The organism is Aeromonas sp. S9(2024) (assembly GCF_041403185.1).
Classification (GTDB): Bacteria; Pseudomonadota; Gammaproteobacteria; order Enterobacterales; family Aeromonadaceae; genus Aeromonas; species Aeromonas enteropelogenes.
This window is the reverse complement of record NZ_JBGLRE010000006.1, coordinates 15,937-36,144: the sequence shown is the minus strand read 5'-3', so window position 1 is coordinate 36,144 and position 20,208 is coordinate 15,937. Positions and strand designations below refer to the sequence as shown.

Below are 20,208 nucleotides of genomic sequence, written 5' to 3'. Positions count from 1 at the left end.
ACGTACATATCCTTGAAGACCGGACTTTTTCAGCCCCTTTCGCTGGCCATCGGCCTGCGTTATGCAGGCTCGAAGCGCAACAACCGCTTCGTCTCATTTATCTCCCTGTTTTCCACCTTTGGCATCGCCATCGGAGTCGCGGCTCTGATGGTAGTCATTTCGGTGATGAACGGTTTCGAAGGCCAGCTCAAGGGGCGTATCCTCGGGGTGATCCCTCACGTGGTGGTGACCAATCAGGCCGGCCGCATCGATGCAGCACCCCAGGGCCTACCGGATCTCGCCAAGCTGCCCCATGTGGTGGCCACGGCCCCCATGCTCGACAGCGAGGGGATGCTGCAAAGCCCCGGCCAGTTGACCGGGGTGAGCGTGCAGGGGATCGATCCCGCCCGCTGGCCCAAGGGGGATATCCTCCATAGCCAGATGCTGGGAGGGCGCCTCGATACCCTGCAGGCTGGTCAATACCGGATCGTGCTGGGGCAGGGGGTGGCTCGTCGCCTCAATGTCTCCATCGGGGACCAGGTTCGCCTGATCCTGACAGAAGGGACCCGCTTCACCCCGTTTGGCCGGGTACCGGCCCAGCGCCTCTTTACCGTCTCCGGCATCTTCGGGGTCGGTGCCGATGTGGATAACCAGATTGCGTTGATCGCCCTGGGGGATGCCCAGCGCCTGCTGCGGCTGCCGACAGAAACGGTCGGTGGCATTCGCCTCTGGCTCGATGATCCTTTCGCCGCCGATCAGGTGATCAAGACTCCGCTGCCCGACGGTCTGCAGTGGCAGGATTGGCGCCGTGAGCGAGGCGAGCTGTTCCAGGCGGTGGCCATGGAAAAACGGATGATGGGGCTGATGCTGGTGCTCATCATCGCGGTCGCCACCTTCAACATCCTCTCCGCCCTGGTGATGGTGGTCACCGACAAGGAAGGGGAGGTGGCCATTTTGCGCACCATGGGCATGAGCGAGACAGGGATAGTCAAGATCTTCATGGTGCTTGGCGCCTCCAGCGGGGTGATCGGCTCCCTGTTTGGCGCGCTGGCTGGATTGGCCCTGACCCTGGGGCTCAATCCGCTGCTCAATGCCCTCGGGCTCAACCTCTATATGGCGGCGGGCGGCAGTGGCCTGCCGGTGATCGTGGAGCCTGCCCAGGTCATCACTATTTTGCTTGGGGCTGTACTGCTCAGTTTCAGCGCCACCCTCTATCCTGCAGCCCGTGCGGCCAGAGTGAAGCCGGCCGAGGCGCTGCGTTATGAATGATTCATCTTCTGTTGTGATTGCCGGTGTGGTCACTGGTGTAAGTGGAGCCCCGTTTATGAATGAAGCCCTGTCCTGTGAGCCTCTGCTGCGTTGCCAGGCCCTCAACCATGTCTATAAAGAGGGCGAACTGGAGACCCAGGTCCTCAAGGGGATTGATCTCTGTGTTGCCCCCGGCGAGATGCTGGCGGTGGTGGGCAGCTCGGGGTCGGGCAAGACCACCTTGCTGCATCTGATGGGAGCACTCGACAATCCCTCCAGCGGTGCCGTGCTGTTCAAGGGGGAGGATATCCACCGCTGGGACAGCCGTACCCAGGCGAGATTTCGCAACCGCGAGCTGGGGTTCGTCTATCAGTTCCACCACCTGCTCTCCGAATTCAGTGCGCTGGAAAATGCCGCCATGCCGCTGCTCATCGCCGGCGAGTCGGTGGCGGTGGCCACCGAAAAAGCGACTCGCATGCTGGGTCGGGTGGGGCTCTCCCACCGTCTGCACCATCGCCCCTCCGAGCTCTCCGGCGGCGAGCGCCAACGAGTGGCCATCGCCCGCGCCCTGGTCAACGAGCCGAGCCTGGTGCTGGCGGACGAGCCCACCGGCAACCTGGATCACGCCAGTGCCACCGCCGTTTATGAGTTGCTCTGTGAACTCAACCGCGAGCTTGGCACCGCGTTTGTGGTGGTGACCCACGATTTGAGCCTGGCGGCCAAACTCCATCGCCGGGTGACCCTGGTGAGCGGCGTGATGGCGGAGGTTGCCTGATGTTCAAACCGCTGCCCCTCTTTCTGGGCCTGCGCTACAGTCGCTCCCGTCGTCGCAACGGGTTTATCGCCTTTATTTCGGCCTCGTCTCTCATCGGTATCGCCCTCGGGGTGATGGCGCTGATCCTGGGGCTCTCGGCCATGAACGGTTTCGAGCGCGAGCTCAAGAACCGGGTGCTTTCCGTGGTGCCGCAAGGGGAGCTGGATGCCGTCGAGCGGCCGTTGCCGGACTGGCCCCGCCTGCGTGATTATTTGCTGGCCCAGCCAGGCGTCGAGGCTGCGGCACCGGTGATCCGCCTTAACGGCCTGCTGGAGCACGGCACAGCCCTCAAGGGGGTGCAACTGCGCGCCGTGCTGCCGGAGCTTGAGGCCAACCTGTCGGATGCGGGCAAATACATGACGGGACGAGGCCTTCGCGATCTGCAGCCCGGCGAGCGAGGGGTCATTCTCGGCAAGACCATCGCCGACAAGCTGGGGGTGAACATTGGTGACTCGGTCGCCCTGCTGTTGCCCCAGGGCGGGGATGATGCGGGCATCAAGAATCCCAGAAGGGAAGCCCTGACGGTGGTGGGACTGCTCGAAATCGGCGGCCAGCTCGATGGCCTGCTCGGTTTCATGCATCTGGAAGATGCCCAGGCCATCACCGGCATGGGTAGCGGCGTGGAGGGGTTCAGCCTGCGGGTGAGCGACGTGCTCAAGGCGCAGTCCATCACGGTGGCTGCCGCCCAGCAGTTCCCCTACCACGTCTACATTCGCAGCTGGATGAACAGCCAGGGTTACCTCTATCAGGACATCCAGATGGTGCGCACCGTCATGTATGTGGTGATGTTGATGGTAGTGGCGGTGGCCTGCTTCAATATCGTCTCCACCCTGGTGATGGCGGTGAACGAGAAGCGCAGCGAAATCGCCATCCTGAAGACCATGGGGGCCAGTCCCGGTCAGATCCGGCTCACCTTCGTGATTCAGGGCATGGTCAATGGGGTGGCGGGGGCCTTGCTGGGGGCACTGCTTGGCGGCCTGCTCTCCAGCAAGCTGACCCAAATCATGAGGGTCATCGAGAGCGTGATCGGTCATCGCTTCCTCAACCCCGACATCTACTTCATCGACTTCCTGCCCACCGAGCTGCATATGCAGGATCTGGTGATCGTGACCAGTGCCGCCATCCTGATGAGCCTGGTAGCGACCCTCTATCCCGCCTGGCGGGCGAGCGGACTGGTGCCGTCCCGCGAGCTGGGCCACTGATCCCCAGCCTGTGTGAACGAAAGTGAAAAGAGAAGGGCCCGCCGGTGCAAACCGGCGGGCCCTTTGTCTATCGGGATGCCTGATGCTCAGTGGGCGTTCAGTTCATCGAGCGGCAGAGAGAAGCTGGCCACGAAGGTGTCGATAAAGTAACGCATCTCCTCGCTCATCCGCGCCTCCAGCATGGCCTCGAGGCGTTTTCTGGCCGGCTCGAACTCCCGGTTGCCAGCGTTGATCTCCTCCAGACACTTGGTATAGGCGCAGAGGGTGTCGGCATCTTTCACCAGTCTGGCCAGTTCGCCGTCCTGGGCACCCGAGTCCAGCAGGGGGCGAAAATCCTCCACCAGTTCCGGGGGCAGCATGGCGAGTAGGCGCTGTTCGGCGGCCAGTTCTATCTTCTTGTATTCGCGGGCGATCTCGGGATTGAAATATTTGACCGGGGTGGGCAGATCGCCGGTCAGCACCTCGCTGCTATCGTGATAAAGCGCCATCACGGCGGCGCGATCCACATTCACCTGGCCGCCAAACAGGCGATTTTTGATGAGACCCAGGGCGTGGGCCACCATGGCCACCTGCAGGCTGTGCTCGGCGATGTTTTCGGACTGGATATTGCGCATCAATGGCCAGCGGTAGATGAGCTTCATGCGGGCGAGATTGGCGAAAAAATGGCTGGGTAACATGATGAGCCTCGGCAACGGACAATGAAAAAGGGCAGACCCTAGTCTGCCCTTTTTTTCGCTGGCAGGCATCGCCTGCTCCTGCTTTTTACCAGCTTCAGCGGATATAACGGCCCGATTCGGCCTCTTGGTTGGTCACTATCATCTGGCCGATGGGGGCCAAGCTGATCAGGGCCAGCTTGAGGTGCTGGATCCCGAACGGGATGCCGATGATGGTGACGAAACAGGCTAGCGCCGAGGCGATGTGGCCGATGGCCAACCAGACGCCGATCAGCACGAACCAAAGGATGTTGCCAATCAGGCCCATGGTCCCGGTACCGATGTCACTTAGCCCCGTCATGGTCTTGCGGTTGACCGCCTGCTTGCCAAACGGGAAGAAGGTAAAAGTGCCGATGACGAAACAGGCACGTCCCCAGGGGATACCGATGAGGGACACGAAACAGAGCAATCCGGCCAGCCACCAGGCCAGTCCCATAAAGATGCCCCCCAGTACAAACCAGAGCAGATTGAACAAGAAGCGGAAAAAGGCCATGTGGTAACTCCAGATACATCGATTTGGCAGCCACCATAGCGAGGGAGGGCAGGGGACGCAATCATTGATTGGTTTCACCCTTATTTGACCGGACAATTCGGGTCGTGACCGTGACAATCATCGGTTGGCGGTTTTCTATTTCCTGGAAAATGAGCAACAAATCGGCATTCGAATGAAAAAAGGTGAGCAAACGCAAAATTATTGCTCCTTGCCGGTTGAAGTCGGGCCAGGTTCTCCCCATATAAAGGACAGTTTTGCACGAATTGTGCTTGCACTCAGCCCAATCCGGGGGATGTGTGGCTCGACTCGACCAAAGTGCGCCGCTATAATGCCGCGTCATATTTTCTCATCACAAAGACATATCGTTGTCTTTATAAACAGGAAGACTCCGGGCTTTGCCCAGGGGTAATAAAGGGTCAGCACACAGTGCTGAGTTGAACGAGGTAGAAGAATGCAAGTTTCTGTAGAGACAACCCAGGGTCTGGAACGCCGTCTTACCATCACCGTACCGGCCGCTACCGTTGACGCCGCCGTGCGCAAAGAATTGAATGGCCTGGCCAAAACCCGTCGCATCGACGGTTTCCGTCCTGGCAAGGCTCCGGTTGCCATCATCAAGAAGATGTTCGGCGCCATGGCTAACGCCCGCGTTGCCGATGAAATGATGCAGAGCAACTTCATCAAGGCCATCATCGAGAACAAACTGAGCCCGGCCGGTGCCCCGACCATGGATCCGAAAGAGATCAAAGAAGGTCAGGATTTCGAGTTCACCGCCACTTTCGAAGTGTACCCGGAGTTTGAAGTTGCAGGCCTCGAGTCCATCAAGGTAGAGAAGCCGGTTGCCTCCGTGAAGGATGAAGATCTGGCCAACATGATCGATACCCTGCGCAAGCAGCACGCCACCTGGTCCGAAGTTGATGCCGCTGCCGCCAACGGCATGCGTGTCACCATGGACTTCGTAGGCTCCATCGACGGTGAAGAGTTCGACGGCGGCAAGGCCGAAGGCTTCAACCTGGTACTGGGCGCCGGTCGCATGATCCCTGGCTTCGAAGACGCCATCATGGGCAAGAAAGCGGGCGACGAGTTCACCATCGACGTGACCTTCCCGGCTGATTACCACGCCGAAAACCTGAAAGGCAAGGCCGCCAAGTTCGCGTCCAAGCTGCACAAGGTTGAAGAGCAGATCCTACCCGAGCTGACCGAAGAGTTCGTGAAGCGTTTCGGCATCGAAAGCGGCAACGTTGAAGAGCTGAAAGCCGAAGTGCGCAAGAACATGGAGCGCGAACTGGCTCAGGCGCTGAAAAACAGCGTGAAAGAGCAGGTACTGAACGGTCTGGTTGAAGCCAACCAAATCGATCTGCCGAAAGCTGCCGTTGCCCAGGAAATCGACACCCTGCGTCAGCAAGCTCTGCAGCGTTTCGGTGGTTTCCAGGGCGGCAACGCGCCGGAACTGCCGGCTGAGCTGTTCCAGGCTCAGGCCGAGCGTCGTGTACGCGTAGGTCTGCTGCTGGGTGACGTGATCCGCACCAACGAGATCAAGGCTGACGACGCTCGCGTCAACAGCATCATCGAATCCATGGCGACCGCCTACGAAGATCCGAAGGAAGTGATCGAGTACTACCAGAAGAACGAGCAGATGCTGAACGGCGTTCGTAACCTGGCTATCGAAGATCAAGCCATCGACCTGATCCTGTCCAAAGCGCAAGTGACCGAGAAAGAAGTTGCCTTTGACGAAGTGATCAACAAGTCTGGTGCCGCTGCCTAAGAACATTTGACTTAAGGTCAAGACTGTTAAGTATAATGGCTCGTGTGATCTCCACTCGGGCCATTTTATTTTAGGGACAATGCCTTATGTACAAGAACTATAACGATGTGACCGATTCTCCCAGCAGTGCGCTGGTGCCCATCGTGGTCGAACAGACCGCCAAGGGTGAACGTTCCTACGATATTTACTCCCGTCTGTTGAAAGAGCGGGTGATCTTCCTGACCGGTCAGGTTGAAGATCAGATGGCCAATCTGGTGGTGGCGCAGCTGTTGTTCCTTGAGTCCGAAAATCCGGACAAGGATATCTACATCTACATCAACTCTCCGGGTGGCTCGGTGACTGCCGGCATGTCCATCTATGACACCATGCAGTTCATCAAACCGGACGTCAGCACCGTCTGCATGGGCCAGGCCTGCTCCATGGGGGCCTTCCTGCTGGCCGGTGGTGCCAAGGGCAAACGCTTCTGTCTGCCCAACGCCCGCGTGATGATCCACCAACCGCTCGGCGGCTTCCAGGGCCAGGCGTCTGACATTCAGATCCATGCCCAGGAGATCCTGAAGATCAAGAATACCCTGAACGAACGACTGGCCTTCCATACCGGTCAGGACATGGCTACCATCGAACGTGACACCGATCGTGACAACTTCATGTCTGCCGAGCAGGCGGTGGCCTACGGTCTGGTTGACGGTGTCCTGAGCCAGCGCGGCTGAGCAGGGAATTCCGGTATGTTGTAAACTCAACAGGCCGTCCTCTATTGATAAAACGAGGTTGCTGAATGACAGAGAAACGCAAGGGTGAGGGTGATAAGCTGCTCTACTGCTCTTTTTGCGGCAAAAGCCAGCATGAAGTGCGCAAGCTGATCGCTGGCCCTTCCGTCTATATATGTGATGAGTGTGTCGAGTTGTGCAACGACATCATCCGCGAGGAGATCCGCGAGATCTCTCCCAAGCGCGATGGTAACGAGCTGCCGACCCCTCATCAGATCCGTGCTCATCTCGATGACTATGTGATCGGGCAGGAGTACGCCAAGAAGGTGTTGGCCGTTGCCGTCTACAACCACTACAAGCGTCTGCGCAACAGCGGCGAGAACAGTGGTGTAGAGCTTGGCAAGTCCAACATCCTGCTGATCGGCCCGACCGGTAGCGGCAAGACCCTGCTGGCTGAAACCCTGGCTCGTCTGCTGGATGTCCCCTTCACCATGGCCGATGCCACCACCTTGACCGAAGCTGGTTACGTGGGTGAGGACGTGGAGAACATCATCCAGAAGCTGCTGCAAAAGTGCGACTACGATGTGGAAAAAGCCCAGCGTGGCATCGTCTACATCGACGAGATCGACAAGATCTCCCGCAAGTCAGACAACCCCTCCATTACCCGCGACGTGTCCGGGGAAGGGGTACAGCAGGCCCTGCTCAAGCTGATCGAAGGGACCATCGCTTCCGTGCCGCCCCAGGGTGGCCGCAAGCATCCGCAGCAGGAGTTCTTGCAGGTCGATACCTCCAAGATCCTCTTTATCTGCGGCGGTGCCTTTGCCGGTCTGGACAAGGTGATCGAACAGCGCTCCGTCAAGGGAACCGGGATCGGTTTTGGTGCCGAGGTGAAATCCAAGGATGCCAAGGCTACCCTGAGCGAGACCTTTGCCAAGGTGGAGCCGGAAGATCTGATCAAATATGGTCTGATCCCCGAGTTCATTGGTCGTCTGCCGGTGGTCGCGACCCTGACCGAACTGGACGAGGCTGCCCTCATCCAGATCCTGCAAGAGCCGAAGAACGCGCTGACCAAGCAGTACGCAGCCCTGTTCGATCTGGAAGGGGTCGAGCTCGAGTTCCGTGAAGATGCACTCCACGCCATTGCCCGCAAGGCGATGGAGCGCAAAACCGGTGCCCGTGGTCTGCGTTCCATCGTGGAAGCCGTGCTGCTCGATACCATGTATGACCTGCCTTCTCTGGAAGGGGTCAGCAAGGTGGTCATCGACGAGACCGTGATCAAGGGGGACTCCGCGCCCCTGATGATTTACGAAAATCCCGAGACCCAGGCAGCCGCATCAGAATAACTGTCTGATTTTTAATCAAATGAAAGGGGCTTTTTGCCCCTTTCATGCTTTTTACGGTTTCGGCGATTGAATCTCATCTAAGCGCCCCCATATACTCAGCCAAGCGCTTTGCCAACGGTATAACAAGCCGAGAGGACATATATGAACCTAGAGCGTTCAGAACGCATCGAGATTCCCGTCCTGCCTCTTCGTGACGTGGTGGTTTACCCCCACATGGTCATTCCACTCTTTGTGGGGCGGGAAAAATCCATTCGCTGTCTGGAAGCGGCCATGGAGCAGGACAAGAAAGTCCTGCTGGTGGCCCAGAAGGATGCGTCAACCGATGAGCCGACGGTGGAGGAGATCTTCTCCGTCGGGACAGTGGCCAATATTCTGCAGATGCTCAAACTGCCGGACGGCACCGTCAAGGTGCTGGTAGAGGGGGGCCAGCGTGCTCGCCTGGAGCGGATGATCGACGACAAGGATTTCTTTGTCTGCGAGGCCCAGTACATTCCCTCCAAGGCCATTGACGACAAGGATCAGGAAGTCCTGGTTCGCTCGGCCATCGGTCAGTTTGAAGGTTATATCAAGCTCAACAAGAAGATCCCGCCCGAGGTGCTCACCTCGATTTCGGCGATCGACGATGCGGCGCGCCTGGCCGATACCATGGCCGCCCACATGCCGCTCAAGCTCGAAGACAAACAGAAGGTGCTGGAAATTGTCTCCGTCTCCGAGCGTATCGAATTCCTGATGGCGATGATGGAGTCGGAGATTGACCTCTTGCAGGTCGAGAAACGCATCCGTACCCGCGTCAAGAAGCAGATGGAGAAGAGCCAGCGCGAGTACTACCTCAACGAGCAGATGAAGGCCATCCAGAAAGAGCTGGGTGAGCTGGAAGACAGCCCGGATGAATTCGAAGCCCTCAATCGCAAGATTGAAGAGGCCGGCATGCCCGCCGACGCTCGCGAGAAGGCTCAGGCCGAGCTTGCCAAGCTGAAGATGATGTCCCCCATGTCTGCCGAAGCCACCGTCGTGCGCAGCTACGTCGACTGGATGGTGCAGGTGCCCTGGAAGGCGCGCTCCAAGGTCAAAAAAGATCTTGGCAAGGCGCAGGAGGTGCTGGATGCCGATCACTATGGCCTTGAGAAGGTCAAGGATCGGATCCTCGAGTATCTGGCAGTACAAGCGCGGGTGAACAAGCTCAAGGGCCCGATCCTCTGTCTGGTTGGCCCTCCCGGTGTCGGTAAGACCTCCCTGGGGCAGTCCATCGCCAAGGCGACCGGTCGCAAATACGTGCGTATGGCCTTAGGGGGAGTGCGTGACGAGGCGGAGATCCGCGGTCACCGCCGTACCTACATCGGTTCCATGCCCGGCAAGCTCATCCAGAAGATGGCAAAAGTTGGCGTGAAGAACCCGCTGTTCCTGCTCGACGAGATCGACAAGATGAGCTCGGATATGCGCGGCGATCCCGCCTCTGCGCTGCTGGAAGTGCTGGATCCGGAGCAGAACAACAGCTTCAACGATCACTATCTGGAAGTGGATTATGACCTGTCGGACGTGATGTTTGTGGCCACCTCCAATTCCATGAACATCCCGGGTCCGCTGCTGGACCGGATGGAGGTGATCCGTCTGTCCGGTTACACCGAAGACGAGAAGCTCAACATCGCCAAACAGCACCTGGTGGCCAAGCAGATCCAGCGCAACGGCCTGAAAGAGTCCGAGATCACCATCGAGGATTCCGCCCTGATTGGCGTTATACGTTATTACACCCGTGAGGCGGGGGTACGCAGCCTGGAGCGAGAAATCTCCAAGATCTGTCGCAAGGCGGTCAAACGCATCCTGCTGGACAAGAGCATCAAACATGTTCTGGTCAACCAGGAGAACCTCAAGGAGTTCCTCGGGGTTCAGCGCTTTGACTACGGCAAGGCGACCGATCAGAACCAGATTGGTCAAGTCTGTGGCTTGGCGTGGACTGAAGTGGGGGGCGATCTGCTCACCATTGAAACCACCAATATGCCGGGCAAGGGCAAGCTCACCTACACGGGATCTCTTGGGGACGTGATGCAGGAGTCCATCCAGGCGGCCATGACGGTGGTGCGGGCTCGCGCCGAGAAGCTTCGCATCAATGCAGACTTCTACGAGAAGCGCGACATTCACGTGCACGTGCCGGAAGGGGCGACCCCGAAAGATGGCCCGAGCGCAGGTATCGCCATGTGTACTGCCCTGGTCTCCAGCTTGACCGGCAATCCGGTTCGTGCTGATGTGGCCATGACTGGGGAGATCACCCTGCGGGGTGAGGTACTGCCTATCGGTGGTCTCAAGGAGAAGCTGCTGGCGGCCCATCGTGGTGGCATCAAGCGCGTGCTGATCCCCAAAGAGAACGAACGGGACCTCGAGGAGATCCCGGCAAACGTCAAACAAGACCTTGAAATTTATCCGGTTCGCTGGATTGACGAGGTGTTGGAACTGGCATTGCAGGACAATCCGCAAGGGTTTGAACGGGTTTCTACCCTGTAAATGTTGATGCGCCGCAAATTTGGCGCATTCAGGCAGCGGTTAAGGCTTGCATGCGTCCGGCAACGGAAGTAGCCTTGACCACCGATCGGGTACTCGTGATGAGTCGCAATGCGTTATGTGGCGCGGGTTTGCGCCAGATTGTCACTTGCAACTGGTCAGGAGGCTTGCTATAAAACCTCCACTTGTTGTGGCCAGGGAAATCAGTGCCGCAGCGGTGTTCGATAATAGGGGAAAATAAGAGTGAATAAATCTCAACTGATTGACAAGATTGCAGACGGTGCCGATATCTCCAAAGCTGCTGCTGGCCGTGCGTTGGATGCCTTCATTGATGCTGTTGGTGAAGCCCTGAAAGAGGGTGACCAGGTTGCCCTGGTTGGCTTCGGTACTTTTGCTGTTCGCGAGCGTGCTGCCCGTTCCGGCCGTAACCCGCAAACTGGCGCGACCATCGAAATCGCTGCTGGTAAAGTTCCTGCCTTCAAAGCCGGTAAGGCACTGAAAGACGCTGTTAACTAAGCCGGACGCTGATATACGTCGGCTACCGTCCTTGGTCGCAGACCAGACAAGTTAGAGAGTCTTCTCTCATACTGATTGACCAAGGCGCATCGCAATCGGTGCGCCTTTTTATTATTTACGCCCATCGAGTTCGGGAGCATAAGTACAAACATGATGTTGGATAAACTACGCGAAGGGGCGCAGGGCAAGGTAGCCAAGGTTATCTTGGGCCTGATCATTCTCTCCTTTGCCTTGGCTGGTGTAGGCAGCTACCTGAACGGCCCGGCCCGTACCGCCCCCGCTACCGTCAATGGCACGGATATCAGTGCTGCCGCACTGGAAAATGCCTACCGCAACGAGCGCGCCCGCATGGAATCCCAGATGGGAGAAGCCTTCAGCCAGCTGGCCGCCAACCCCGAGTACATGAAACAGTTCCGCCGCGGCGTGCTGGACCGTCTGATCGATCAGGCGCTGCTGGACAGCAAAGCCCATGAACTGGGTCTGCGGGTCAGTGACGAGCAGATCAAGCAGGCTATCGTCGCCATGCCCGAGTTTGCCGAAGAGGGCAAGTTTAACAACGACCGCTACCTGCAGCTCATCCGCCGTGCCGGTATGACCCCGGAGATGTTCAGCGAGTCCCTGCGCCAGGACATGGTTCGCCAACAGTTGATGGGTGCCTTGGTCGGGACCGAATTTATCCTCAAGGGGGAAGCCGAGCAGATCGACAAGCTCTACAACCAGACCCGTGATCTGCGTCTGGTGCGTCTGGCTGCCGCCAACTACATGGGCGATGTCCAGGTCTCCGACAACGAGCTGGAGCAGTTCTACAAGACCAATAGCGCCCGTTTCATGAACGACGAGCAGGTCAAGGTGGACTATCTGCTGCTGGATGCAGCCAACCTCGGCAAAAACATCAACGTGTCCGAGCAGGATGCCCAGGATTACTACGATCAGCACCAGGATCTGTTCCAGCGTCCCGAGCGTCGCCAGGTTGCCCACATCCTGATCCCGTTTGGCAAGGATGAGAAGGCTGCCGAGAAGCAGGCCGACGAACTCCTGTCCAAGGCCAAGAGTGGAGAAGACTTTGCCGAGCTGGCCAAGGCCAACTCCTCCGACACCTTCTCCGCCAAGAAGGGCGGCGAACTGGACTGGTTTGAAAAAGGGGTGATGGATCCGGCGTTTGAACAGGCTGCTTTTGCGCTGACCAAGGCAGGCGATCTCTCCGGCGTGGTGAAGAGCCCGTTCGGTTTCCACATCATCAAGCTGCTGGCGGTTGAACCGGCTCAGACCAAGCCGTTTGCCGATGTGAAAGAAGAGACCATTGCCCGTCTGCAAACCGACAAGGCCAAGGAGCAGTTCTTCGCCGAGCAGCAGAAGATGGCTGACAGCAGCTTCGAGAACCCGGACTCGCTGGATCTGACCGCCGACGCCATGGGCATGAAGGTGGTGTCTTCCGACTATTTCAGCCAGGTCAATGCCCCGGCTCCGCTGAACGATCCCAAGGTGCTCTCCGTGGCCTTCTCCGAACAGCTGCGCGATGACAACACCAACTCCGACGTGATCGAACTCTCCGATGGCAAGGCGCTGGTGCTGCATATCACCGGTTATCAGCCGAAAGCGGCCAAGCCGCTGGCCGAGGTGAAAGATCAGGTGATTGCCGCCATCAAGCACGACAAGGCGAGCGAAGTGGCCCGTGGCAAGGCACAGAGCCTGCTGGAGAAACTGAAAGCCGGCGACGACATCAAGGCTGATCTGGCGGCGCTTGATCTGAAGGTCGAGACCCACAAGGGGATTGCCCGCTTCGATCGCCAGCTGGATCAGAACCTGGTTGCCCAGGTGTTCATGCTGCCCCATCCGAAAGATGGCAAGCCGAGCGTGGCGCTGGTTACCGAGACTAACGGCGATCGCGTGGTCGTCGCACTGGACAAGGTGAATGTCCCGGCGGCGCCGTCCCAGATGGTCAGTCTGCTGCAAGGCCAGCTGGGTCAGGGTCGGGCACAGGCCGATTACAAGTCCCTGATCGAAGAGCTGCGCAAATCAGCCAAGATCGAGTACTTCACCAGCGTGGAAGCGACCGTCGAGTAATCGACAAGGTACTCCCCATATTGCAAACGGCTCCTTGATGGAGCCGTTTTGTTATCTGCCATTCGCCAATTGATGCAATCGGCCCACAGGCCAGCATAAAAAAACCGGCATCGAGTGCCGGTTTTGACTTTTATCTGCCGAGCAGAGGAGGGGATTATTGTACGCCCTGAGTGCGCAGGTAATCCTCATAAGTACCGCCGAAGTCGCGGATGCCGTTCTCGGTCAGCTCAAGGATGCGGGTCGCCAGGGAGGAGACGAACTCACGGTCGTGGGAGACGAAAATGAGAGTCCCTTGATAGAGCTCCAGCGCCATGTTCAGCGATTCGATGGATTCCATGTCCAGGTGGTTGGTCGGCTCATCCATGATCAGGATGTTGGGGCGCTGCATCATCAGCTTGCCGAACAGCATGCGGCCCTGCTCACCACCGGAGAGTACCTTAACCGGCTTCTTGATGTCGTCCTGGGAGAACAGCAGACGACCGAGCACGGAGCGCACCGCTTGCTCGTCTTCATTCTCCTGTTTCCACTGGGCCATCCAGTCGAACACGTTGAGATCGGTGTCGAAGTCTTCGGCGTGATCCTGGGCGTAGTAACCGATCTGGGCGTTTTCAGACCATTTGACGGTGCCGCTGTCCGGTGCCAAATCGCCTACCAGGGTTTTGATCAGGGTGGATTTACCGATCCCGTTGGTACCCAGGATGGCGACCTTCTCGCCCACTTCCAGCATCATGTTGAGGCCCTTGAACAGGGGACCCTCGCCATAACCCTTGGAGACGCCTTCCACTTCCAGAATATTGCGATAGAGCTTTTTGTCCTGCTCGAAGCGGATAAAGGGGTTCTGGCGGCTGGAGACCTTGACGTCCTCAATCTTGATCTTGTCGATTTGCTTGAGGCGGGAGGTTGCCTGACGGGACTTGGAGGCGTTGGCGCTGAAACGGGAAACGAAGGACTGCAGATCGGCGATCTGGGCCTTCTTCTTGGCGTTGTCAGCCAGCAGACGCTCGCGCGCCTGGGTGGCGGCCAGCATGTAGTCGTCGTAGTTGCCCGGGTAGACCCGCAGCTCGCCGTAGTCCAGATCCGCCATGTGGGTGCAGACGGAGTTCAGGAAGTGACGGTCGTGAGAGATGATGATCATGGTGCTCTCGCGCTCGTTCAGTACCTGCTCCAGCCAGCGAATGGTGTTGATGTCCAGGTTGTTGGTCGGTTCGTCCAGCAGCAGGATATCAGGGTTGGAGAAGAGGGCCTGGGCCAGCAGCACCCGCAGCTTCCAGCCCGGCGCCACGGCGCTCATGGGGCCGTTGTGCTGCTCCAGCGGAATGCCGACACCCAGCAACAGCTCGCCGGCGCGGGCTTCGGCGGTGTAGCCGTCATATTCGGCGACCAGCCCTTCCAGCTCGGCAGCCTTCATGTAGTCTTCGTCGGTGGCCTCCAGGTTGGCGTAGATGGCATCGCGCTCGGCGATGGCGGCCCACAGCTCGGTGTGGCCCATCATGACCACGTCCAGTACGCGCATCTCTTCGTAAGCGAACTGATCCTGACGCAGCTTACCGATACGCTCGTTGACGTCCAGGCTCACATTACCGCCGCTGGGCTCCAGATCGCCGCCGAGGATCTTCATAAAGGTGGACTTGCCACAGCCGTTGGCGCCGATAAGGCCATAGCGGTTGCCGCCGCCAAACTTGACGTTGATGTTCTCAAACAGCGGCTTGGCGCCAAACTGCATGGTGATGTTATTGCTGCTAAGCATAGTGTGTTTGGAAATTCCTTAGTAATCAGTGCATTATTGCACTTAATGAAAATTCGGGGGCGCTATTGGGGCAAGTGTCCGTTCTTTGCATTGCACTCCAGATCGAATCAACCCCATTCTGACCAGCTGATTCAATCCACTTTCCATAAACCTTCTGCAACATCTCTGCAGAATTGTGGCCCATTTGTTCGGCAATGATGCCAAATCCCCGTAGGCAGTCATATTCCAGTGACAAAAGCACGCCGAAGTTGGCAGACCCGTCGATAGCGAACCCCCGACTGTTGGATTGCAGCCCGCCGTGGTGCCACCAGGAATACTGCGGGCTAGAAAGGTGGCTCCCCGGCACTACGTTGGTTGGGCGAAATACTGGGTGCAATGTTTGGCGCACGATCATGCCACCTGATATGTGCATGTCAATCTCTGCGTCAGAAAGTGCGCCTTTGACAGTAGTGGTCTAATCATCCTGGACACCGTTTTAGGTGGTACAGTCGTTACCCTGACCTGAGGTGTTCAATGACAAGATTGCGGTCGCTCATTTATTGCCGAATTCAAATTGGAAGCCGCATCTCTGGCGCTCGACCAGGAATATTGAGTTCCCGAAGCCAGCCGTTCACTGGATGTCGGTGAAACCGTACTTCGCCGCTGGGTTCAGCAGCTTCAATCCGAACGCCGTGTCACACTGCGGGAAGCGAAGCGGGATTTTGCTATTACCTGATGGATGACTACAACTGGTGGCGTGGTGCGGTTGCATGGAATACTCAATAGTTGCCGTTCCGGGATTGTTGCTTTTGACCCATCTGCTGACTACTGAAGATGGGTAACATCCTCAGTGCTGCAAGAGTTATGGGCTGATAATGCCACTCATTTTCCTTTCATTGCCAAAGCTGTTTGAAGAGTGGGTTGACCGAGTATCGCGATGACAACCATAGCTAGTCCTGCTGCAACGGCCACTCCGAAACCCGCTCGTGCACCATAGGTATCGATGATAAGACCCGTTATTGCTCCACCGAGCGCGATACCAAGGCTAATACCTGTTGTTATCCAGGTCAGCCCTTCGGTGAGTTTTGCTGGTGGTAAAATAATGGTACTTAGATTCATTACAATGATCATGGTGGGGGCAAAAGACATACCTGCCACAAAAATCGCCCCCATCATCGTGTAAACGCTTGAAGAAAGGGCGGGTAATATAATTGTCGCTGCAGTTATTATGACGCCTACCAGAAACTGTCTTTCTAAAGGTGCGGTAATTCTAACCAAGCCGAATGCTAACCCAACAATCATGGAGCCGAGTGCGTAGATGGCCAAAATAAAACTGGCAGAAGCAGGCCAGTTTTGCTCATTGGCAAAAGCAATAACTGCGACATCAAGTGCTCCCCCAATAATACCCATGCCAAGGAAAATCAAACAGACAATCTGTAGGCTGGGTATTTTTAAGGTGGAGCTGCCTTGGTGATGGACACTGTCCATGACCTCTGGCTCAGTCCGGCGTTGCAGAAGAAATGCACTCATACCGAGAGTCAGCAATAATACCGCAGACAATGGCCCTGCTTCGGCGAATAGGCTAGTACTCAAGCCGATCGCCAGTGGAGGGCCAATAATATATGACAATTCATTAAGAACTGCATCGAGCGAGTAAGCAGTATGTAGTAATGAATTGTCACGATAAAGCTTTGCCTACCTCGCTCGTACCAAAGCGGTAATATTAGGTATTGAACCAGATAACATTGCAAGAATGAAAAGAAATGGTGCAGGTGCTTTCACATAAGCAGCAAATACCAGTACCAACAGCATGATCATACTGAAGGTGGTAATGATTGGCAGCACCTTGCTTTGACCATATTGGTCAACTAATTTTGACACCTGTGGGCTTATAACGGCATTCGCTAATGTAAACGTGCCTGCGACCGCACCGGCTAGCCAATAGAGGCTACCTTGCTGTAACAGCATGGTAATGATGCCTATGCTGAGCATTGCCTGTGGTAGGCGTGCTACTGAACTTGTGATGACTAATACTATGGCGTCAGAATTTGTCAGAAGTACACGATAGGGGTTGGCCATATATCTTCCGCGTTATTTACTGTTGTTCTGCCGCTCTTTATTGCGTGATTTACCATTTGATATGGTGCACTCCTATTTTTCTTCTAATGATGGCTAAATGCTTGCCATCGGCAGGGCAGGGCAGGGCAGGGCAGGGCAGGGGAGTATTTGTTCATTTGAACCTATACAATCACCTATGAGCGTGTTTTACCAGGAATTTATTTACTGTGTTGCTGATAAATAAAGAGCGTCGCGTTATTCGTTAGACTGACTTGAAATAAGTAAGATGGTGGTTAATTCTCAAGCCTATATATCGTCATGTATGTGCATGTATGTATAAGGCGTTGTTTTTTAGATTGATATGACTTTAATGGAGCCTATTTTCTCTGTGTTTTCAGGTCGTTTTACCCGACACGATTCATGATGAATTATCGATGCATTATCTGATGTTACGACTTGGGGATTGAAAAGGTTGACGCTTGTCACAGCTACCAAAACATACCCCAGTATAGTTGGCAAAATATCGATGAATCAAACAGTGTCAAGCAGTCCTCTACTCGTCTGAAATTATTTCAAATCAAGATGGAAGTAAGCAAAATGACATTAGAACCTCTTAAGGTAAGCAAGACACATTCATTTATGACTGTGTCACTTATCGAGTTATGGGAACGTTTCGGTTATTACGGTATGCAGGCGCTTATCGTGTACTTCATGGTACAGCGTCTTGGCTTTGGAGACAGTCGGGCCAACCTGGTGTGGAGCGCCTGTGCTGCATTGATATATGTATCGCCGGCGATCGGCGGTTGGGTCGGGGATAGGATTCTCGGTACCAAGCGCACCATGTTGCTCGGTGCCAGCATTTTGTCACTCGGTTATGCGTTGATGACAGTACCGACAGAAAACACTTGGTTTCTGTTCTTGGCCCTCGGGGTTGTCGTTGTCGGTAACGGCTTGTTCAAACCCAATGCCGGTAACCTGGTACGCAAGATCTATGAAGGGGACGACTCCAAGATAGACAGCGCCTTTACCATCTACTATATGGCCGTGAACGTCGGTTCAACCTTCTCTATGTTGCTCACTCCTTGGATTAAAGACTACGTCAATGCCAACTATGGCAACGAGCTCGGCTGGCATGCAGCCTTCGCCGTTTGCTTCGTTGGCTTGTTGGTGGGGTTGGGTAATTACGCCATGATGCGTAAAACGCTGGTCAATTATGGCTCAGAGCCGGATACCCGCCCCGTTGAGATGAACAAGCTGCTGATCATATTGTTACTGATTGTGCTGTCTGTGGTAGCGTCGGCCTTTATCCTCGAATATGAAGATGTGGCTCGCGCCTTCGTATATACAGCGGGCGTTGCGGGACTCTGTGTCTTCTTCTATCTTATCCGCAACAGTGAAACCAGTGAGCGGGCCGGTTTGATTGCCGCCTTGGTGCTGACGCTGCAAACTGTATTCTTCTTTATTTTCTATCAGCAGATGTCTACCTCGTTGGCGCTGTTTGCCTTGCGTAACGTCGATTGGAACTTCCAGGCCCTCGGTGTACCGCTGTGGACTTGGTCACCGGCCCAGTTCCAGGCTTTGAACCCAATCTGGATTATGTTGCTAAGCCCGCTGCTGGCCTGGGTCTATGCTACTGCTGGACGCAATAATAAGGATATTTCTATTGCTGCCAAATTCGCATTGGGGTTTGCCGTCGTGGCGCTGGGATTTTTTATCTACAGCTTTGCCGGCATGTTTGCCGTCAATGGCAAGACCTCTTCCTGGGTGATGATATGGGGCTACGGTGCTTACTCGCTTGGCGAGCTGCTGGTCAGTGGTCTGGGCCTGGCAATGATATCCCGTTATGTTCCCGAGCGCATGGGTGGCTTTATGATGGGAGTCTACTTTGTGGCTTTGGGTATTTCTCAGTATCTGGGTGGTGTGGTTGCCAACTTTGCCAGTGTGCCGGAGAACATTACAAATCCGCTTGAAACCCTGCCTATTTACACGAACCTGTTCTTCAACCTGGGAATTGCAGCACTGGTTTGTACCGTTATTGCGCTGACAGTATTGCCGCTGATGCGCCGTCTGACGGAAATCCACCATTCCCACAATACCAATAACGATGTCGACAACTCTTCGGGGGAGGGTTAGCTCAGGGCAGTAAGATACAGGCGGGTGACTCAATACGCTCAAATGCTGACAATTGTCACAAGGTAGTAATACACAAGATAGCTGTGCTAATGCTGTGATTGTAATAAAGGTGTTTATGGAGGTGCTGAATGAATTATGAGGTCCCCTTTACCATCCATACTATATTACTATCAGCAACTATATTGTTTGTTGCTCCTATTGTGCTTACTTGTGGTGCTGAGTATCTTTTCACAAAGAAACTGACGCTTGGTGTGACATCTTTTGTCGTTATTATAGGTTTAGTATTCTTCACTCTTGGTGTCATACAAATTACTACGTCGAAAGTCGTTCTTAATGATGACTCCCTGATACTGAAAAGCCTTGTTTATACCAATAAGACAATGCTTAAAGATGTTGAACTAACCTCTGGTTTACATGAGGCCTCTTTGCCAGCTAGTTTCAGGCCTGTTCTTAGAGAAAATGGTGTTGGCTTGTTTGGATATAACGCAGGGACATTCACGCTAAACGATGGGACGTCGGGATTTGTTATGTTATCAAAGCCACCTTATCTTGTGCTGGGATTAAAAGGACATAGTGGAAAATTGATTTTTTCTGCTAATGCACATTTATATGAGGCACTTAAATCTCACCTTGTTAAGTTGACTTATGAAAAAAAACCTAATATGAAATAGTGAGTGAGAATGGTTCTTTATATGAAACGTACGTCATTCATTATGCTTGAATGATAATGTTAGGGCGCTTTCCTGCTGATTAAGATGTTTTACATTACACCAGTTGCGAGCCAAGGAAGGCATGGATCTCAACAGAGGCACTCGTTGAAGAGGCAGTGTCTTGGGCGTCGCAGTAAATCAATCATATGACGAGCTTGCAACGCTGTGACTATGCTATGCACTTAAATATAACGTCGTCTTTTCTCAACAGATTATAAGTAATACAGGAACAAACCGTTATCGCAGA

General features: G+C 55.4%; 16 protein-coding genes and 1 pseudogene. 12 read left to right on the top strand and 5 right to left on the bottom strand.

The window, feature by feature from the left end:
- The first annotated feature begins 12 nt into the window (after positions 1 to 12).
- The 3 genes from ACB028_RS11415 to lolE are packed head-to-tail and all read left to right on the top strand — an operon-like array spanning position 13 to position 3,243.
- Positions 13 to 1,248 (top strand): lipoprotein-releasing ABC transporter permease subunit, encoded by a 1,236-nt coding sequence (locus tag ACB028_RS11415; protein ID WP_371144322.1) that lies wholly within the window; start codon positions 13 to 15, stop codon positions 1,246 to 1,248.
- A gap of 55 nt (positions 1,249 to 1,303) precedes the next feature.
- Positions 1,304 to 2,002, top strand: coding sequence for a lipoprotein-releasing ABC transporter ATP-binding protein LolD (gene lolD / locus ACB028_RS11410; protein ID WP_042029164.1), 699 nt, complete (start codon positions 1,304 to 1,306; stop codon positions 2,000 to 2,002).
- Positions 2,002 to 3,243 carry a lipoprotein-releasing ABC transporter permease subunit LolE gene (lolE, locus tag ACB028_RS11405; protein WP_225632157.1) on the top strand — a complete coding sequence of 414 codons (1,242 nt, stop codon included), beginning with the start codon at positions 2,002 to 2,004 and terminating at the stop codon, positions 3,241 to 3,243. Before lolD ends, lolE begins: the two co-directional genes overlap by 1 nt.
- An 86-nt stretch (positions 3,244 to 3,329) precedes the next feature.
- On the opposite strand, the gene yfbR is transcribed toward lolE, so the two are convergent.
- Entirely contained in the window at positions 3,330 to 3,920 is a 591-nt protein-coding gene (gene yfbR, locus ACB028_RS11400) for a 5'-deoxynucleotidase (protein WP_225632159.1), read from the bottom strand.
- A gap of 94 nt (positions 3,921 to 4,014) precedes the next feature.
- Complete coding sequence (locus tag ACB028_RS11395; RefSeq protein WP_026457099.1) at positions 4,015 to 4,449, bottom strand: YccF domain-containing protein; 435 nt, start codon at positions 4,447 to 4,449, stop codon at positions 4,015 to 4,017.
- 451 nt (positions 4,450 to 4,900) lie between these two features.
- On the opposite strand from ACB028_RS11395, the gene tig reads away from it, so the two are divergent.
- The 6 genes from tig to ppiD all read left to right on the top strand — a co-directional run bounded on the left by tig (position 4,901) and on the right by ppiD (position 13,334).
- Positions 4,901 to 6,211 carry a trigger factor gene (gene tig / locus ACB028_RS11390; RefSeq protein WP_026457098.1) on the top strand — a complete coding sequence of 437 codons (1,311 nt, stop codon included), beginning with the start codon at positions 4,901 to 4,903 and terminating at the stop codon, positions 6,209 to 6,211.
- An 86-nt stretch (positions 6,212 to 6,297) separates the two neighbouring features.
- Positions 6,298 to 6,921, top strand: coding sequence for an ATP-dependent Clp endopeptidase proteolytic subunit ClpP (gene clpP / locus ACB028_RS11385; protein WP_225632161.1), 624 nt, complete (start codon positions 6,298 to 6,300; stop codon positions 6,919 to 6,921).
- A gap of 65 nt (positions 6,922 to 6,986) precedes the next feature.
- Entirely contained in the window at positions 6,987 to 8,261 is a 1,275-nt protein-coding gene (clpX, locus tag ACB028_RS11380; protein ID WP_026457097.1) for an ATP-dependent protease ATP-binding subunit ClpX, read from the top strand.
- Positions 8,262 to 8,402: 141 nt separating this feature from the next.
- On the top strand, positions 8,403 to 10,757 hold the full coding sequence (gene lon / locus ACB028_RS11375) for an endopeptidase La (protein WP_042029160.1): 2,355 nt from the start codon (positions 8,403 to 8,405) through the stop codon (positions 10,755 to 10,757).
- A 240-nt stretch (positions 10,758 to 10,997) separates the two neighbouring features.
- Positions 10,998 to 11,270, top strand: a complete 273-nt coding sequence (hupB, locus tag ACB028_RS11370; protein ID WP_005315375.1) for a nucleoid-associated protein HU-beta — start codon at positions 10,998 to 11,000, stop codon at positions 11,268 to 11,270.
- A gap of 150 nt (positions 11,271 to 11,420) precedes the next feature.
- Positions 11,421 to 13,334 (top strand): peptidylprolyl isomerase, encoded by a 1,914-nt coding sequence (ppiD, locus tag ACB028_RS11365; protein WP_371144321.1) that lies wholly within the window; start codon positions 11,421 to 11,423, stop codon positions 13,332 to 13,334.
- A gap of 154 nt (positions 13,335 to 13,488) precedes the next feature.
- On the opposite strand, the gene ACB028_RS11360 is transcribed toward ppiD, so the two are convergent.
- The gene (locus ACB028_RS11360) at positions 13,489 to 15,081 is read right to left on the bottom strand and encodes an ABC-F family ATPase (RefSeq protein WP_042029158.1); all 1,593 of its coding nucleotides are present in this window, start codon (positions 15,079 to 15,081) and stop codon (positions 13,489 to 13,491) included.
- Between the two features lie 513 nt (positions 15,082 to 15,594).
- Between ACB028_RS11360 and ACB028_RS11355 the strand changes: the two are divergent.
- A pseudogene (locus ACB028_RS11355) lies at positions 15,595 to 15,760 on the top strand (transposase); the annotation flags it as partial.
- Between the two features lie 182 nt (positions 15,761 to 15,942).
- On the opposite strand, the gene ACB028_RS11350 reads toward ACB028_RS11355, so the two are convergent.
- On the bottom strand, positions 15,943 to 16,620 hold the full coding sequence (locus tag ACB028_RS11350; RefSeq protein ID WP_371144320.1) for an MFS transporter: 678 nt from the start codon (positions 16,618 to 16,620) through the stop codon (positions 15,943 to 15,945).
- Positions 16,621 to 16,755: 135 nt separating this feature from the next.
- Positions 16,756 to 17,139, bottom strand: coding sequence for a hypothetical protein (locus ACB028_RS11345; RefSeq protein WP_371144319.1), 384 nt, complete (start codon positions 17,137 to 17,139; stop codon positions 16,756 to 16,758).
- A 576-nt stretch (positions 17,140 to 17,715) separates the two neighbouring features.
- On the opposite strand from ACB028_RS11345, the gene ACB028_RS11340 reads away from it, so the two are divergent.
- Both ACB028_RS11340 and ACB028_RS11335 read left to right on the top strand, forming a co-directional pair.
- Positions 17,716 to 19,251 (top strand): peptide MFS transporter, encoded by a 1,536-nt coding sequence (locus tag ACB028_RS11340; RefSeq protein ID WP_371144318.1) that lies wholly within the window; start codon positions 17,716 to 17,718, stop codon positions 19,249 to 19,251.
- Positions 19,252 to 19,379: 128 nt separating this feature from the next.
- Positions 19,380 to 19,922 carry a hypothetical protein gene (locus ACB028_RS11335; protein WP_371144317.1) on the top strand — a complete coding sequence of 181 codons (543 nt, stop codon included), beginning with the start codon at positions 19,380 to 19,382 and terminating at the stop codon, positions 19,920 to 19,922.
- Positions 19,923 to 20,208: the final 286 nt, after the last annotated feature.